We start from the raw sequence: 16,764 nt of genomic DNA, 5'->3' as shown, positions 1-16,764 counted from the left end.
GGCGCTATCAATTGTCAGTTCCGCGTGGCTGGCGTAGCCTTACAGCAGAGGCGTAAAAGTCAGGAGAAAACGCATGAAAAAGGTCGCAATTGTCGGTCTGGGATGGCTTGGAATGCCGCTGGCCATGTCGTTACAGGCGCGGGGCTGGCATGTTACCGGCAGTAAAACCACCGCAGATGGCGTCGAAGCGGCGCGAATGTGCGGCATCGAGAGCGTGGAGTTGCGCCTGGAGCCGGAACTGGTGTGCGACGCCGATGACCTGGATGCCCTGATGAATGTCGATGCGCTGGTCATTACCTTACCGGCGCGTCGCACCGGTCCGGGGGAGAACTATTACCTGCAGGCCGTGCAGGAAATTGTCGACAGCGCCCTGGCCCATCATATTCCGCGCATTATTTTCACCAGCTCAACCTCGGTATATGGCGATGTCGAAGGCGCCGTCAAAGAGAATATGCCGCGCCAGCCGGTAACGGCCAGCGGGCGTGTATTAAAAGAGCTGGAGGACTGGCTGCATAATTTACCCGGCACACAGGTGGATATATTACGTCTGGCAGGGCTGGTAGGTCCGGGCCGTCATCCGGGACGTTTTTTTGCCGGAAAATCAGCGCCTGATGGACAGCATGGCGTCAATCTCGTCCATCTGGAAGATGTAATTAACGCGATTACTCTGCTATTGCAGGCTCCAAAGGGCGGGCACATCTATAATATATGTGCGCCCTCTCATCCAACACGCAGTACATTCTATCCGGTGATGGCCCGTCAGCTTGGTCTGGAGCCACCGCACTTCCACGATGCTCCCGGAGAGGGGAAGGGCAAATTGATTGATGGGAACCGCATCTGTCATGAACTGGGATTTGAGTATCTCTTTCCCGATCCGCTGGTTATGCCAATGGAGTAATGCCGCTGGCGGAGCGTAGGCGCACCACAAGGGGGTGAGCATGAAACCGCTGCTGGATGTCCTTATAATCCTTGATGCACTGGAAAAAGAGGGGAGCTTTGCTGCGGCGTCGGCGAAGCTCTTCAAAACGCCCTCCGCCCTCAGCTACACCGTCCATAAGCTAGAAAGCGACCTCAATATTCAGATCCTCGACCGTACCGGCCATCGGGCGCGGTTTACCCGCACCGGACAGATGCTGCTGGAAAAAGGACGGGAAGTGCTGCATTCCGTGCGTGAGCTGGAAAAACAGGCCGTTAAGCTGCATCAGGGCTGGGAAAACGAGCTGATTATCGGCGTAGACGACACTTTCCCTTTTTCACTGCTGGCGCCGTTAATTGAAGCCTTCTATCAGCATCACAGCGTCACCCGGCTTAAGTTTATCAACGGCGTGCTGGCGGGATCGTGGGAAGCGCTGGTGCAGGGGCGGGCGGATATCGTCGTTGGCGCGTTACATGAACCGCCCCGGATCAGCGATTTTGGTTTTGCCTGCCTGGGACAGCTGGAACAGGTATTTGTCATCGCGCCGCACCACCCTCTGGCCCAGGAGCCGGAGCCGGTTAACCGTCGGGTCATTAAAAGCTACCGCGCCATTGTGGTGGGCGATAACTCCACAGCCTCATCACAGCTGCTTGACGATCAGGAAGCCATCACCGTCTTCGATTTTAAAACCAAACTGGAACTGCAAATAAGCGGCCTGGGCTGCGGTTATCTGCCCCGTTATTTAGCTCAGCGCTTTATTGAGAGCGGGGCGTTAATTGAGAAGCAGGTGATGACGCAATCCAGCTATGATTCCGTATGGATCGGCTGGAATGAGCAGACCGCTGGGCTGGCGAGTGCATGGTGGCGGCAGGAAATTTTAGCAAATAGTGCTATTGCTGCGGTTTATGGGCAAAGCGAAGCCGATAAATCAAGCGATTAGTATGAATTTTTTGTTGCACGGGGCCTATGCACTCTTGCCTTTTCGTCCCAAACCAGGGCAAAATGCGCCGCTGCAAACATATAAATAATCGACGATATAAAAGGCGTCGGTTATTTTTTTTTGCATGTAAGAAAATCATTTAAATCCAAGAGGCCGGGCTTCGTACCGGATAGATATTTACTAAAATCCGACAGTTGTTGTCGCTGAGGAAGAAAGAAATGGGGCAATCATTCGCTTACGTGGCGGTATTCACCGTAAAGGAGAATAACTATGTCGCATAACGCAACTCCAAAAACCTCTCGCGTGGAATTACGTAAAACGCTTACGTTGATTCCGGTTGTTATGATGGGCCTTGCCTATATGCAGCCGATGACGCTGTTTGATACATTCGGTATTGTATCAGGCCTCACTGACGGTCACGTTGCAACGGCGTATGCCTTTGCGCTGGTCGCGATTCTCTTTACTGCGCTGAGCTACGGCAAGCTGGTTCGCCGCTTCCCGTCCGCAGGCTCTGCGTACACCTATGCCCAGAAATCCATTAGCCCGGCTGTTGGCTTTATGGTGGGCTGGTCATCCCTGCTGGACTACCTGTTCATGCCGATGATCAACATTCTGCTGGCAAAAATTTACTTCGAAGCGCTGGTGCCTTCCGTACCGTCGTGGATCTTCGTTGTGGCGCTGGTGGCCTTTATGACCATCTCTAACCTGCGCAGCATCAAGACCGTTGCTAACTTCAACACCCTGATCGTTATCCTGCAGATGGGTATCGTGGCGGTGATTGTCGGTCTGATCATCTACGGTGTTTCCCACGGTGAAGGTGCAGGTACGCTGGTAAGCTCACGTCCGTTCTGGTCTGAAGGCGCGCACGTTGTGCCGATGATCACCGGTGCGACAATCCTGTGCTTCTCGTTCCTGGGCTTCGACGGTATCTCTTCTCTGTCTGAAGAGACCAAAGACGCAGAGCGTGTGATCCCGCGTGCCATCTTCCTGACGGCGCTGCTGGGCGGCGTGATCTTTATTGGCGCGTCTTACTTCCTGCAGCTGTACTTCCCGGATATCTCTCGCTTCAAAGATCCGGACGCGTCACAGCCAGAAATCATGCTGTATGTTGCCGGTAAAACCTTCCAGTGGGGCGTGCTGATCTTCTCCAGCGTTACCGTTCTGGCATCCGGTATGGCGGCGCACGCAGGCGTTTCTCGTCTGATGTATGTAATGGGTCGCGATGGCGTGTTCCCGACTCGCTTCTTCGGTTATGTTCATCCGAAATGGCGTACCCCGGCATGGAACGTGCTGCTGGTCGGTGCAATTGCGCTGCTGGCAATCAACTTCGACCTGGTTACCGCGACTGCCCTGATTAACTTCGGCGCGCTGGTTGCCTTTACCTTTGTTAACCTCTCCGTGATCTCTCAGTTCTGGATCCGTGAGAAGCGCAACAAAACGCTGAAAGACCACTTCAACTATCTGGTACTGCCAGTCTGTGGCGCGCTGACCGTTGGCGCACTGTGGGTCAACCTGGAAGAGAGCTCCATGGTTCTGGGTCTGATCTGGGGTGGTATCGGCCTGATTTACCTGGCCTGCGTGACCAAAAGCTTCCGCAACCCGGTTCCTCAGTACGAAGACGTTGCATAACAAATCCTGAGCCCGGCAAGCGTAGCGCCGCCGGGCAAAGCAAAAAACCGGAGAACATCGCCTCCGGTTTTTTTATGCCCTGAACTTACACAATTTCCTGCACATACTGATACAGCGCCTTCAACAGCGCCTGCTTCTCGGCGTTGCCTTCATACTCACCGTAGAGCATCTCCAGCTCTTGCGCGTAAGCCTGCAAATACTCCGGCGTAAAGACGTTGCGGCGATGCTGTAACCAGCGCTCCTGCTCGGCCTCATCCAGCGTGCCGGGGAAATTACGGGCGCGGTAGTTAAACATCAGCTTCCTGATGCGCTCATCCACAAAGGTGATATCCAGCGCGGGCAGGTTGCGGGGATCGGTCTTTAACACGATGTTCATGGCATTGCGGTCCGCATCGCTGAAAAAGCCGTTATAGAGCTGGGCATCGACGTTCTCTGAGGGGATGAACGGCTCCGCTTCGGCAAAAATCGCCACCGCTTTTTCGCGCACCTGCGGGTTATCCCGCAGCAACTTCAGGTTAGCCAGGCAGCGCTGCCTGTCGATTCCCAGCCTCTCAGCATCTTCCGGGCGCAGGGTGTTGGCAGGGGCCAGCACCGGACACTTGTTGATGTGCACCAGCTTCACCGGCACGGCGGCATCCTCGCCCAGCGCCTCTTTCGGCGTGTACAGCCGCTCACGAAGCTGGTCGCTGTCGAGGGTCAGCAGTGGGGTGATATCACCCGCCAGATCCACCATAATCACCGCGTTGCGGTTTTCCGGATGCCAGGCCAGAGGGGCGACCCAGCTGGTATTGCCGCGCCAGGCACCAAACATGCCGGAGATATGCATCAGCGGCTTCATCTGCGGTACGTCAATCAGGGTGGTTAATTTTTGCTTGCTGCGATGGCTGAGCAGGTACTCGAACAGCTTCGGCTGCCGGGTCTTCACCAGCTTCGCCATCGCAATGGTGGCATACACATCCGCCATGGCGTCGTGGGCGTTGCTGTGTTCAATGCCATTTGCGCGGGTCAGATGCTCCAGGCGGAAGCTGGGCAGCCCGTCGTCGTTCTCAGGCCAGTTGATCCCCTCCGGGCGCAGGGCGTAGCAGGCGCGCATTACGTCGAGCAGATCCCAGCGAGAATTACGGTTTTGCCAGCTCCAGGCATAGGGATCGTAGAAGTTACGGTAGAAGATATGGCGGGTCACTTCGTCATCGAAGCGCACGTTGTTGTAGCCCACCACGCAGGTGTTGGGCACGGTGAACAGGTCGTGAATACGACGGGCGAACTCTGCCTCATTCACCCCTTTCTCGCGGGCTTCCTGCGGCGTGATGCCGGTCACCATCACCGCGCCGGGCTGGGGTAAATAGTCATCGGCCGGTTTGCAGTAAAACACCTCCGGCTCGCCGATAACGTTGAAATCTTCATCGGTGCGGATTGCGGCAAACTGAGCGGGGCGATCCAGCGACGGGCTGGTGCCAAAGGTCTCGTAATCGTGAAATAAAAATGTAGGGCGCGCGGCGGAGTCAGACACCAGTAATACCATCCTGTTTATGAGTGACCTCACTATGGTAAACCATCCGGCCTGGCACGCCGAAGGAAATGCGCTGAAACCGTGCAAATTTGCGAAGCATCGTCCGGGAAAACTATGCGTACTGTCACATTTTTTTGCAATTAATCCAGGAATCAACCTGAAAAGTTCCGTAAAAAGGTCAACGATTTTAAATGACCTGAGGATACTTCGTTGAAACGCCGTCTGTTTATTGCTGTTTCTTTACTCACTTTGAGCATTTCATCCGCGCTGGCTGCCGACCCAATTAACTATGCGCCGCAGCCGCCGGCTATCCAGGCGGGATCCTGGGTGCTGATGGACTATACGACGGGGCAAATTTTAACGGCGGGCAATGAACACCAGCAGCGCAATCCTGCGAGCCTGACCAAGCTGATGACGGGGTATGTGGTCGATCGCGCTATCGACAGCCACCGTATCACGCCGGAAGACATGGTCACCGTGGGGCAGGACGCCTGGGCAAAGGGCAATCCGGTCTTTGACGGCTCCTCGCTGATGTTCCTGAAAGCGGGCGAGCGCGTTTCCGTGCGCGACCTTAGCCGCGGCCTGATTGTTGACTCTGGCAACGACGCCTGCGTGGCGCTGGCCGATTATGTGGCGGGCGGGCAGCCGCAGTTCGTTACGATGATGAATGATTACGTCAAAAAGCTGAATCTGCGCGATACCCATTTTGAAACGGTCCACGGTCTTGATGCGCCGGGCCAGCACAGCTCCGCCTTCGACCTGGCGGTGCTCTCCCGTGCCATCATCCACGGCGAGCCGGCGTTTTATCACATGTACAGCGAAAAGAGCCTGACCTGGAACGGCATCACCCAGCAGAACCGTAACGGCCTGCTGTGGGATAAGTCGCTCAGCGTGGATGGCCTGAAAACCGGGCACACCTCCGGCGCCGGCTTTAACCTGATCGCCTCCGCCGTTGACGGTGAGCGCCGTCTGATTGCCGTCGTGATGGGAGCCGAAAGCCCGAAAGGTCGCGAGGATCAGGCGCGCAAACTTCTCCACTGGGGACAGCAGAATTTCGATACCGTGCAGATCCTGCGTAACGGCAAGCAGGTGGGCAACGAGCGCATCTGGTACGGCGATAAGGAGCGTATTTCACTCGGCACCGATCAGGATTTCTGGCTGGCGCTGCCGAAGGCGGAGGTGCCGAACATTAAGGCCAAATACGTGCTGGACAAGAAAGAGCTGGAAGCGCCGATTGCCGCCCATCAGCGGGTCGGGGAGATCGAGCTATACGATCGCGATAAAGTCGTGGCCCACTGGCCGCTGGTGACGCTGGAAAGCGTCGGTAAAGGCGGGATGTTCTCGCGTCTGAGCGATTATCTGCATCATAAAGCATAACGTATGAAGGAGCAGGCTGGCGACTGTGCGAGCCTGCTCGCATAATAAACAGTTCATCATTGTTAAACCGCTTTTCTCTGCATTACAGTGTATATATATACAGTAAACAATCGGAGGCAGCATGGACTACAGCATCACGCACCAGAATAAACGCAAAATTGCCGGTTTTCATATGGTTGGCCCATGGGAACAAACCGTTAAGCAGGGTTTTGAGCAACTGATGATGTGGGTGGAAGGGCGTCAGATCCAACCCCTGGAGTGGGTGGCGGTTTACTACGATAATCCCGATGAAGTTCCTGCTGAAAAGCTGCGCTGCGACACGGTTGTCACCGTGCCGGACGATTTTGTTATCCCACCTAACAGCGAAGGGGTGATCCTCACCGAAGTGGCAGAGGGCGACTACGCGGTGGCGAAAGCCCGCGTCGAGAACCACGATTTCGCCACCCCGTGGAACCTGTTTTTCGATAGCCTGCTTGAAGATGTCGATTACCAGATCGCGCCAAAAGCCTGCTTTGAACGCTATCTGAATGACGGCAATGCCGACGGTTTCTGGGATATTGAGATGTTTATTCCTGTTCAGAACCGTATCGCGTAAGAGGCCACTAATTCTTACTCTTTCCAGGGTTTTTCTGCCGGGGGGCACAACTCCGGCAGAAAACGCAGTACAATCAGGGTTTGCCGTAAAGCTGGAGAGCCTGTGCGCCCCGACAAGTCTCTGACACCTTTTGAAATTCGACTGTATCGTCATTACCGCACCGTACACGGCTGCCGTATCGCACTGGCGTTTATCCTCACCTTTTTACTGGTGCGTCTGCTGGACGTGCCAGAAGGAACATGGCCGCTCATTACCCTGGTAGTCATCATGGGGCCCATCTCTTTCTGGGGGAACGTGGTTCCGCGCGCTTACGAGCGTATTGGCGGCACCATTCTGGGCTCGGCGCTGGGGTTAATTGCCCTGAAGCTGGAGCTTATCTCTCTGCCGCTGATGCTGTTGTGGTGCGCGGCGGCCATGTTCCTCTGCGGCTGGCTGGCGCTGGGTAAACGCCCTTACCAGGCGCTGCTTATCGGCATCACCCTCGCGGTGGTCATTGGCGCGCCGACCGGGGACATGCAGACCGCGCTGTGGCGAAGCGGCGACGTGATCCTCGGTTCCCTGCTGGCGATGCTGTTTACCGGCATCTGGCCGCAGCGGGCGTTTTTACACTGGCGTATCCAGATGGCGAACTACGTTACCGCCTTTAACCGGGTCTACCAGGCGGGCTTTTCACCCAACCTGGTTGAGCGTCCGCGGCTGGAAAAGCACCTGCAAACCATCCTCAACGACGTGGTAAAAATGCGTGGCCTGATTACCCCGGCCAGCAAAGAGACCCATATTCAGCGAGCCATCTTCGAGGCGATCCAGACCGTCAGCCGCAACCTGGTCTGCATGCTTGAGCTGCAGATCAACGCGCACTGGTCCTCCCGGGCCAGCCATTTTGTGATGCTGAATGCCAGGACCCTCAAAGAGACGCAGCAGATGACTCAGCAAACGCTGCTCACCATCGCCCATGCGCTTTACGAAGGCAATCCGCAGCCCATATTGGCCAACACCGAGCGGCTGAATGAAATTGTTGCCGAGCTGCGTCAGCTGATGAACGATCACCGCAGTGAAAACGTGGCGGAAACGCCCATTCACGGCTATGTATGGTTGAGCATGGAACTTGCCCGCCAGCTGGAATTACTGTCACATCTTATCTGCCGGGCACTGCGCAAATAAAAAGCGGCTATGCGCGGTTGCGTTGTCTGCTGCTTCGATTCAGCAGAAATTGAGGTTATGATAGGGACAAAGGAAAAATTATTGTCATCAGCAATCGCTATCAGTAAGTTAATGCCATAGCGGTTGTTTAAACGAATCCGAATCTCACATTATCAGGGGTGTAAAAATGGAAACTACTAAGCCTTCGTTCCAGGATGTTCTGGAATTCGTCCGCCTGTTCCGCCGCAAGAACAAACTGCAACGTGAAATCCAGGACGTTGAGAAGAAGATCCGTGACAACCAGAAGCGAGTTCTGCTGCTGGACAACCTGAGCGATTACATCAAACCAGGCATGAGCGTTGAAGCAATCCAGGGCATCATTGCCAGCATGAAAAGCGACTACGAAGACCGCGTAGACGACTACATCATCAAAAACGCTGAGATCTCTAAAGAACGTCGTGAAATCTCGAAAAAGCTGAAAGTGATGGGCGAGATGAAGCACGCTGAAGTCAAAGGCGAATAATCGCCGCTGAACAGACTAAGCCCTCCGACCTGTCGGGGGGCTTTTTTTGGCCGCCGTTTACCCGCCCCGGAAAAGCAAAAAGCCTGCTCGAAAGCAGGCTTCTTAAATGTGGCTCCTCTGACTGGACTCGAACCAGTGACATACGGATTAACAGTCCGCCGTTCTACCGACTGAACTACAGAGGAATCGTTGTGGAGCGTTATCTTAGCGGCGAAAAAACTTTTGTCAAACCTGATCTTAGCCAGGATTGTTCAACTGCCGATTCTGTCATCAGTTTGTCGTAATTACCAACATATTTTTGTGGGAAATACTTTGCAGGATCTGCATTTCTCCCTCATTATTTGAAATGTAGTTTCAACTCTCTCTCTAAGGTCCATTTTGAACGTCACCTCCGCTTTACGCCAGGCCGTGATGCGCACGCGCTGGTATAGCAAACGTAAGAGCTACAAAGTTCTCTTCTGGCGCGAAATCACCCCCCTGGCCGTGCCTATTTTTCTGGAAAATACCTGCGTTCTGCTGATGGGCGTGCTCAGCACCTTCCTGGTGAGCTGGCTCGGTAAAGAGGCGATGGCGGGCGTGGGGCTGGCCGACAGTTTCAATATGGTCATCATCTCCTTCTTTGCGGCCATCGATCTGGGTACCACGGTGGTGGTGGCATTTAGCCTCGGTAAGCGCGATCCGCGCCGGGCCCGGGCGGCTGCCAGACAGTCGCTGGTGATCATGACCCTGTTCTCCATTGTGCTGGCGGCGGTGATCCACTATTTCGGCGAAGAGATCATCAATGTGGTTGCCGGTGAGGCCACCGGCGAGGTGAAAGCCCTGGCGCTGTCGTATCTTGAAATGACGGTGCTCAGCTACCCGGCAGCGGCCATTGCGCTGATTGGCAGCGGGGCGCTGCGTGGGGCAGGGAATACCAAAATTCCACTGCTGATTAACGGCGGGATGAACATCCTCAACATCATGATCAGCAGCGTGCTGATCTACGGGATTTTCTCCTGGGACGGGCTCGGGTTTGTCGGGGCCGGTCTGGGGCTGACGATCTCCCGCTATATCGGTGCCATCGCGATTATTGTGGTGCTGGCGGTTGGTTTTAATCCTGCACTGCGTATCAGCCTCAAAAGCTATTTCAAGCCGCTCAACTTCGCCATTATCTGGGAAGTGATGGGCATCGGCGTGCCCGCCAGTATTGAGTCGGTGCTGTTCAACGGCGGCAAACTGTTGACCCAGATGTTTGTGGCCGGGATGGGGACCGACGTCATCGCCGGTAACTTTATCGCCTTTTCCATCGCCGCATTGATCAACCTGCCGGGTAACGCCCTGGGTTCCGCTTCCACCATCATCACCGGTAAACGGCTCGGGAAAGGGCAGATCGGCCAGGCGGAGCGCCAGTTGCGCCACGTCTTCTGGCTCTCGACGATAGGGCTTACCGCCATTGCCTGGGGCACTGCGCCGTTCGCCAGCCTGCTGGCGTCGTTCTATACCCATGAGCAGGACGTTAAGGACGTGGTGGTGATCCTTATCTGGCTTAACGCCGCCTTTATGCCGATCTGGGCGGCGTCCTGGGTGCTGCCTGCCGGGCTGAAAGGCGCGCGCGATGCCCGCTTTGCCATGTGGGTCTCTATGCTCGGGATGTGGGGCTGTCGCGTGGTGGCCGGTTATACCCTGGGGATCATGCTGGGTATGGGCGTGGTGGGTGTCTGGCTGGGGATGTTCCTCGACTGGGCGGTACGCGGCGCGTTGTTCTACTGGCGCATGGTCAGCGGACGCTGGCTGTGGAAATATCCGCGACCCGCGCGTGAAAATGCGGCGGTAATCCCCGAGGAACGGATAGCGAATGTGCAAACTGGGGAATAAATCGGCAAACGATGCAAAAACTGCATTCTGCCTTTGACATCGCCAGGTGGCATCGCTAATATTCGCCCCGTTCACACGATTCCTCTGTAGTTCAGTCGGTAGAACGGCGGACTGTTAATCCGTATGTCACTGGTTCGAGTCCAGTCAGAGGAGCCATATTTAAGAAGCCCGCTTAAGGAAACTTAAGCGGGCTTTTTGCTTTTTCTGATTGCCCTCTCCGCCAGGAGAGGGCGAGTACAGGCTACCGGTGCACGCGCGCCGTTGCCGCGATCAGCCACGGACGGGCCTCACTGCTAACGTGCGGCGAGAGCGCCTCGCGTACCCGGTGGTGGTAATCATTCAGCCACTTAATCTCTTTATCGCTGAGCAGCGCCAGCTGCACCTGGCTCAGATCAATCGGGGCCAGCGTCAGCGACGCGAAGCGGCAGAAGCCCGGCACGCTTTCTACCACCTCCACCTGGTTTTCAATGCGGATACCGTACGCATCGGCCAGATAATAGCCCGGCTCAATAGTCATGATATTGCCTGCCACCAGCGGCCAGGGATTGACCTTCTTCGCGATCCGCTGCGGATTTTCATGGATCAGCAGCTGGTGGCCGACGCCATGTCCGGTGCCATGATCAAAATCGAGCCCCAGCTCCCACAGCGCAGACCGCGCAAAAGCATCAATCTGATGCCCGCATGTCCCGGTTGGGAATTGCAGGGAAATGAGCGATAAAAAGCCTTTCAACACCGCAGTGTAATGCAGTCGACACTGCTCGCTCAGCGGACCGAAAGCCAGAGTGCGCGTGGCGTCGGTGGTGCCGTTGTGATACTGCCCGCCGGAATCGTTGAGGTAAAAATGCGCGCGGGTGATGGCGGTATTGGTCTGCTCGCTGGAGTGGTAGTGGCACATCGCCGCGTTGCCGGCGGAGGCGGATATGGTGGCAAAACTCTGTTCGATAAAGCCCGGCCGCTGCTGGCGGAAGATAAGCTGCTGCGCCTGGGCCTCCAGTTCGGTAATCGGGTTGCCAGCGGCTTCGCGACGCGGCACCTCATGCGCCAGCCAGGCAAGGAAGTTGACCCATGCCACGCCATCCTGATGGTGACTGTCGCGGTAGCCCGCCAGCTCGACAGGGTTTTTGTGTGCTTTCATCGCGGTGATCGGATCGGCGTGCCAGACGATCTCGCCCTGCGATTGAACGGCAAAGCGCAGGGCGACAGGCGCTGTATCGGCATCAATCATAAGTCGTTTACCCACACAGAGTTGCTGGCTGCGCGTCAGGAAATCTGCTTCAGGCGATAACGTCAGGCTCTCCAGCAGCGCGGACGGAAGTCCGCGGGTTTTCTCTGGCGTGACAAACCACTCCACCGCACCCTCGTGGCTCAGCAGGGCAAACGAGTTTGGCACCGGGCTCATCGGGATATCGCTGCCGCGCACGTTGAGCAGCCAGGCGATGTTGTCCGGCTGAGTGATGGCCAGATAATCGGTGTTCTGTTTTGCCAGGATGGCGGCCACGCGCTGGCGTTTATCGGCGCTGCTCTCGCCGCTGATCTCCAACGGCATTTCGCGGATGGCACCCACAGGCGGGGCCGGACGATCCTGCCAGAGCAGATCGAACGGGGAGTCATTCAGGGCGACCAGCTCGCAGTGGCTGGCGTTCAGCGCTTCGTACTGGGCGTTGGTCATCAGCATCGCTTCAAAAGCGATTCGGGTATCTGCCGCCACGTTCTGCTGCAACCAGTCCGCCAGCAGATCGTTGTGCAGGTGCAGGATCTCAACCTCGGCCAGATTAACCTGTTCACGGGCCTGAACCTGATAACGTCCGTCGACAAACAGCAGGGCGCGATCGCGCAGGATCAGTGCGTGGCCCGCCGAGCCGTCGAAGCCGGTCAGCCAGGCGAGAATATCATCGTGCGGGTGGCAATATTCACTCTGAAAGGCATCGGCGCGCGGCACGATAATGCCATCCAGCGCCTGGGTTTCCAGCCACTGGCGCAGGGCGGATAGCGGTGATGTGGTTTGCATAACTTTCCTTTTTTATGATTAGCGGAACGGCGGCTCGTTAAAGGTACGCAGTTTACGCGAGTGTAATTTATCGCCCTCGGCGCGCAGCCGATCGATGGCGCGAATGCCAATCTGCAGATGCTCGGAGATGGCCCCCTCGTAGAAACGGTTGGCCTGGCCGGGGAGCTTAATTTCGCCGTGCAGCGGCTTATCGGAGACGCACAGCAGGGTGCCGTAGGGCACGCGGAAGCGGTAACCCTGGGCGGCGATGGTGGCGCTCTCCATATCGATCGCCACCGCGCGGCTTAAGTTAAAGCGCAGCGCCGACGCCGAGTAGCGCAGCTCCCAGTTACGGTCGTCGGTGGTGACCACCGTTCCGGTACGCAGACGCTGCTTAACCTCTTCGCCCGGCATGCCGCTCACCTCTTTAGTGGCGTCGTACAGCGCCCGCTGCACCTCGGCGATGCTCGGGATAGGGATATCCGGCGGCAGCACCGCATCCAGCACGTGGTCGTCACGCAGGTAGGCGTGGGCCAGCACGTAATCGCCAATCAGCTGGCTTTCGCGCAGCCCACCGCAGTGGCCAATCATCAGCCAGACGTCCGGGCGCAGTACCGCGAGGTGATCGCAGATGGTTTTGGCGTTAGACGGACCTACGCCGATGTTAATCAGGGTGATGCCCTGGCCATCGGCGGTGACCAGGTGCCAGGCGGGCATCTGGTGCTTTTTCCACGCCAGATCGGAGATGGCCTGTTCCGGGGCTTCGGTTTCGGCGGTGATCCAGATCCCACCCGCGCAGGAGAGGGCGATGTACGGGCTGTCAGGATCGAGGATCTGACTGCAGCCCCAGCGCACAAATTCATCCACATAGCGGGTGTAGTTGGTAAACAGCACGAACGGCTGGAAATGTTCTGCGGGCGTGCCGGTGTAGTGACGCAGGCGCGCCAGTGAAAAATCGACGCGGCGGGCATCAAAGTGCGACAGCGGGGAAAACTCTGCGGGATGGTAGATCCCGTCCGCCGTCTCATCGCCGATCTGCGACAGCTCGGTAGTCGGGAAGTGGCGCGTCAGGCCCGCGCTCATGGAGCGGTCCAGGGTCAGCTCTGAGCCGTCGATAACGTACGGATAGGGGATCTCATGGCGCGATGGCTCTACGGTGATGTGGGCGCCATAATCCTGATACAGCAGCGTCAGCTGCTCTTCCAGATAAGGACGGAAAAGCGTCGGACGGGTAACGGTGGTGGAGTAGCATCCGGCATGGGTAAAACGGCCATAGGCGCGGGTTTTTGGTGGATTAGTGGCGCTACCATCCCAGGTCACGGAAAGTGACGGATAAACAAAGAGGCCATTCATTCTGGCCTCTGGATCGGGGAGCGTTCCGTCTTTGATATAGTTGCTGATGGCGCTGCGCAGGGCGTTGACCGCCTGGTCGTACAGCGCATCCAGCGTTTCCAGTGCCTGAGCCGGGGTCAGGCTGGAGCCCTTATTATTCATCTCTGTCTCCTTGTTCCACAGGTGTACGGCGTTACCCGATAGTATGTCACCTGTATGTGAAACAAAAGTGAGATCAGGCGTCGGCGCGTTTCATCAGCAGGCAGGTCGCGGCAGAGAGCAGGCACCCGGCCAGCAGATAGATAGCCACGCTGTGCCAGTCGCCGCCGGAGAAGGTCACCAGCGCGGCGGCGATAAACGGCGTGAATCCGCCTCCCACCACGCTCGCCACCTGATAGCCAACCCCTGCGCCGCTGTAGCGGTAGCTGGCACCAAACATTTCGGTGAACATCGGCTGCTGGACGCACACCACCATGTCATGAGCAATATTCGCCAGCATAATGGCGAAGACTACAATCCAGAAAACAGACTGGGCTTCGAGGGCCATAAAGAAGGGGAAGGTACTCAGGGCACCTGTTAGCGCACCGGTGATATAGATCCGGCGGCGGCCAAACCTGTCCGCCAGCCAGGCAAAGCAGGGGATGGTGAGGCAACTGATGCCGCCCACCAGCAGGCCAATATTCAAAAACAGCTCGCGAGGCAGGCCCAGGTTCTGGGTCGAGTAGCTTAGCGCGAAGGCGGTGACGATATACATGGTCAGCAGTTCACACAGGCGCAGGGCGATAATTTTCAAAAACGCGCCGGGATGGCGGATCAGCGCGTCCATCACCGGTAGGCGGCGCTGCTCTGCGGGTTGCTGTCGCTGCTGTTCGAACTCGGCAGACTCATCCATCCCCTTACGTACCCACAGCGCCCCCAGCACCAGTACAATGCTGAACAGGAACGGGATGCGCCAGCCCCAGCTCAGGAACTGTTCGTCTGTGGTGAGGGTACTTATCAGCGACACCAGTCCGGTGGAGAGCAGCAGACCCACACCATAACCCACCTGTACGCCGCTGCTGTAGAAGGCTTTTTTACGTGCCGGGGCGCTTTCAACCGACAGCAGCGCTGCGCCGCCCCATTCGCCGCCGACGGCAAAGCCCTGAACGGCGCGCAGGGTCACCAGCAGAACCGGCGCCCACCAGCCAATAGCGGCAAAAGAGGGCAGGATACCAATCAGTGCCGTGGCGATCCCCATCATCCACACCGTCAGCATCAGCATCCGTTTGCGGCCCAGCCTGTCGCCGAAATGGCCGAAGATCACTCCGCCCAGCGGGCGAAAGAGAAAGCCGACACCAAAGGTGGCAAAGGCGGCGAGGGTGCCCATTGCCGGGCTTATTTGCGGGAAAAATTCGCGGTTAAAAACCAGCGCGGCGGTAATGCCGTACAGCAGAAAATCGTACCAGTCGACTACCGCACCGGCAAAACTGCCAAGGGCCGCGCGGCGTGCGCGCTGAAGCGATGGTGTTGCCCCGTCGGGGGACGAGGAAGCGAGGGTGGTATCCATAGTGATCCTGTCTGAGGTTATTTTCTTATAGGTATAGGAAGAAGATCGCTCACATTACGGTTGCCTTTAAACAGCGGCGGGTAAGAGACTACCGCGACAGCGGACAGCTGAAAACGTTTTTATCCCGGCATGAGCTAAACGGGTGATATTCATCGTAATGATGATTTGTTGGCTGGCTATAAACGCAGCAACAAGGCTATGCTTGTCAGACACGTGGAGCGACAGAGGAAGGGAATGATGGGTCGTATTAAGAAGTTGGGTTTTATTACTGCTTTACTGGTGAGCCAGAATGTACTGGCGGTGAGCTATCCGTTGCCGCCTGAAGGGAGCCGCCTGGTAGGAAGCGCGCAGACGATCGTCGTTCCGCATGATAATAAATTGCCGCTGGAGGCGTTTGCGGCGCAGCACGGGCAGGGGCTCAGCAATATGCTGGAGGCCAACCCGGGTGTCGATCCGTTTTTACCCAAAGCCGGTACACAGCTGGTCGTGCCGCAGCAGCTGATCCTGCCGCCGACGGTGCGCGAGGGCATTGTGGTCAACGTGGCGGAGATGCGTCTCTATTATTATCCGAAAGGGAGCAACACCGTTGAGATCTTCCCAATCGGTATCGGTGAAGCCGGGCGCGAGACGCCGCGCAACTGGGTCACCGCCGTTGAGCGCAAGCAGGACGGGCCAACCTGGTCACCAACGCCAAACACCCGTCGGGCCTACGCCAAAGAGGGCAAAACGCTGCCAGCCTTCGTGCCTGCAGGGCCGGACAACCCGATGGGGCTATATGCCCTGTATATCGGCAGGCTGTATGCTATTCATGGTACCAATTCAAACTTTGGCATCGGGCTGCGCGTGAGCCAGGGCTGCATTCGTCTGCGTAACGCCGATATTAAATACCTGTTCGACAATGTCCCGGTCGGAACCCGGGTGCAGCTTATCGATCAGCCGGTTAAAGTCACCACCGAGCCGGACGGCAGCCGGTGGGTCGAAGTTCACGAACCGCTGTCGCGCAATCGCGCGGAATTTGAATCCAGCAATAAAGTGCCGTTGCCGATGACGGCGGGGCTGCGCGCGCAGCTCAACGGTGCAGATGTGGATGCAGTGAAGGTTGACGGAGCACTGGAGCGCCGGTCGGGTATGCCGGTGAAGGTAAGTTGGGGGGCGTTGAACACGCCACTGGTAAGCACGTCAGGCCAGTGAACAACGTTGAGATAGCAAAAAGCCCGCTTAAGTTTCCTTAAGCGGGCTTCTTAAATATGGCTCCTCTGACGGGGATCGCCTTAGCCATTAACTGGCTGATTGGTAAGCTAAACCTAAAAATTGGGTTGTCAAGACCACTAGAATGACCACCATTTGGCGAAGGCGTTTAGCATAAGCTCCAGCTCTGCTAACAGGCGGAGGTTCTTGATTCTAATTTGTTGAAT

General features: G+C 56.8%; 14 protein-coding genes and 2 tRNA genes. 11 read left to right on the top strand and 5 right to left on the bottom strand.

The features are described 5' to 3' along the window. Positions 1-73: 73 nt before the first annotated feature. From K5I40_RS02130 to K5I40_RS02120, 4 genes are all read left to right on the top strand, one after another. Positions 74-898: an SDR family oxidoreductase gene (locus K5I40_RS02130; protein WP_138369976.1), complete on the top strand. Its 825-nt coding sequence runs from the start codon at positions 74-76 to the stop codon at positions 896-898. Positions 899-938: 40 nt separating this feature from the next. Continuing rightward, positions 939-1,856 (top strand): LysR family transcriptional regulator, encoded by a 918-nt coding sequence (locus tag K5I40_RS02125; protein WP_223073806.1) that lies wholly within the window; start codon positions 939-941, stop codon positions 1,854-1,856. A gap of 218 nt (positions 1,857-2,074) precedes the next feature. Then, positions 2,075-2,137, top strand: a complete 63-nt coding sequence (yoeI, locus tag K5I40_RS24060; protein ID WP_138370007.1) for a membrane protein YoeI — start codon at positions 2,075-2,077, stop codon at positions 2,135-2,137. Next, positions 2,127-3,485, top strand: a complete 1,359-nt coding sequence (locus K5I40_RS02120; RefSeq protein ID WP_039030232.1) for an APC family permease — start codon at positions 2,127-2,129, stop codon at positions 3,483-3,485. The genes yoeI and K5I40_RS02120 overlap by 11 nt, the downstream gene beginning before the upstream one ends. A gap of 85 nt (positions 3,486-3,570) precedes the next feature. On the opposite strand, the gene sbcB is transcribed toward K5I40_RS02120, so the two are convergent. After that, positions 3,571-4,995, bottom strand: coding sequence for an exodeoxyribonuclease I (gene sbcB, locus K5I40_RS02115; protein ID WP_039030277.1), 1,425 nt, complete (start codon positions 4,993-4,995; stop codon positions 3,571-3,573). A gap of 210 nt (positions 4,996-5,205) precedes the next feature. On the opposite strand from sbcB, the gene dacD reads away from it, so the two are divergent. From dacD to K5I40_RS02095, 4 genes are all read left to right on the top strand, one after another. Further along, on the top strand, positions 5,206-6,372 hold the full coding sequence (gene dacD / locus K5I40_RS02110) for a serine-type D-Ala-D-Ala carboxypeptidase DacD (protein ID WP_039030231.1): 1,167 nt from the start codon (positions 5,206-5,208) through the stop codon (positions 6,370-6,372). Positions 6,373-6,493: 121 nt separating this feature from the next. Then, on the top strand, positions 6,494-6,967 hold the full coding sequence (gene sbmC, locus K5I40_RS02105; protein WP_039030230.1) for a DNA gyrase inhibitor SbmC: 474 nt from the start codon (positions 6,494-6,496) through the stop codon (positions 6,965-6,967). 102 nt (positions 6,968-7,069) lie between these two features. After that, positions 7,070-8,128 carry an FUSC family protein gene (locus K5I40_RS02100; protein WP_039030229.1) on the top strand — a complete coding sequence of 353 codons (1,059 nt, stop codon included), beginning with the start codon at positions 7,070-7,072 and terminating at the stop codon, positions 8,126-8,128. A gap of 166 nt (positions 8,129-8,294) precedes the next feature. After that, positions 8,295-8,630 carry a DUF496 family protein gene (locus K5I40_RS02095; protein ID WP_039030228.1) on the top strand — a complete coding sequence of 112 codons (336 nt, stop codon included), beginning with the start codon at positions 8,295-8,297 and terminating at the stop codon, positions 8,628-8,630. Between the two features lie 109 nt (positions 8,631-8,739). On the opposite strand, the gene K5I40_RS02090 is transcribed toward K5I40_RS02095, so the two are convergent. Beyond that, positions 8,740-8,815: transfer RNA gene (locus K5I40_RS02090), tRNA-Asn, on the bottom strand. A 193-nt stretch (positions 8,816-9,008) separates the two neighbouring features. Here K5I40_RS02090 and K5I40_RS02085 point away from each other — a divergent pair. Both K5I40_RS02085 and K5I40_RS02080 read left to right on the top strand, forming a co-directional pair. After that, complete coding sequence (locus K5I40_RS02085; RefSeq protein WP_039030227.1) at positions 9,009-10,484, top strand: EmmdR/YeeO family multidrug/toxin efflux MATE transporter; 1,476 nt, start codon at positions 9,009-9,011, stop codon at positions 10,482-10,484. A gap of 80 nt (positions 10,485-10,564) precedes the next feature. After that, positions 10,565-10,640: transfer RNA gene (locus K5I40_RS02080), tRNA-Asn, on the top strand. An 85-nt stretch (positions 10,641-10,725) separates the two neighbouring features. On the opposite strand, the gene K5I40_RS02075 is transcribed toward K5I40_RS02080, so the two are convergent. The 3 genes from K5I40_RS02075 to shiA form a co-directional block, all read right to left on the bottom strand. After that, entirely contained in the window at positions 10,726-12,492 is a 1,767-nt protein-coding gene (locus K5I40_RS02075) for an aminopeptidase P family protein (protein WP_223073808.1), read from the bottom strand. An 18-nt stretch (positions 12,493-12,510) separates the two neighbouring features. Then, positions 12,511-13,965 (bottom strand): AMP nucleosidase, encoded by a 1,455-nt coding sequence (locus K5I40_RS02070; protein WP_039030225.1) that lies wholly within the window; start codon positions 13,963-13,965, stop codon positions 12,511-12,513. A gap of 73 nt (positions 13,966-14,038) precedes the next feature. After that, the gene (shiA, locus tag K5I40_RS02065; RefSeq protein WP_039030224.1) at positions 14,039-15,349 is read right to left on the bottom strand and encodes a shikimate transporter; all 1,311 of its coding nucleotides are present in this window, start codon (positions 15,347-15,349) and stop codon (positions 14,039-14,041) included. A gap of 237 nt (positions 15,350-15,586) precedes the next feature. On the opposite strand from shiA, the gene ldtA reads away from it, so the two are divergent. Further along, the gene (gene ldtA, locus K5I40_RS02060; RefSeq protein WP_223073992.1) at positions 15,587-16,540 is read left to right on the top strand and encodes a L,D-transpeptidase; all 954 of its coding nucleotides are present in this window, start codon (positions 15,587-15,589) and stop codon (positions 16,538-16,540) included. Positions 16,541-16,764: the final 224 nt, after the last annotated feature.

It is taken from the genome of Leclercia sp. LTM14, from assembly GCF_023736175.1.
Taxonomy (GTDB): Bacteria; Pseudomonadota; Gammaproteobacteria; order Enterobacterales; family Enterobacteriaceae; genus Enterobacter; species Enterobacter barmai.
This window is presented reverse-complemented; position numbering and strand designations above follow the sequence as displayed.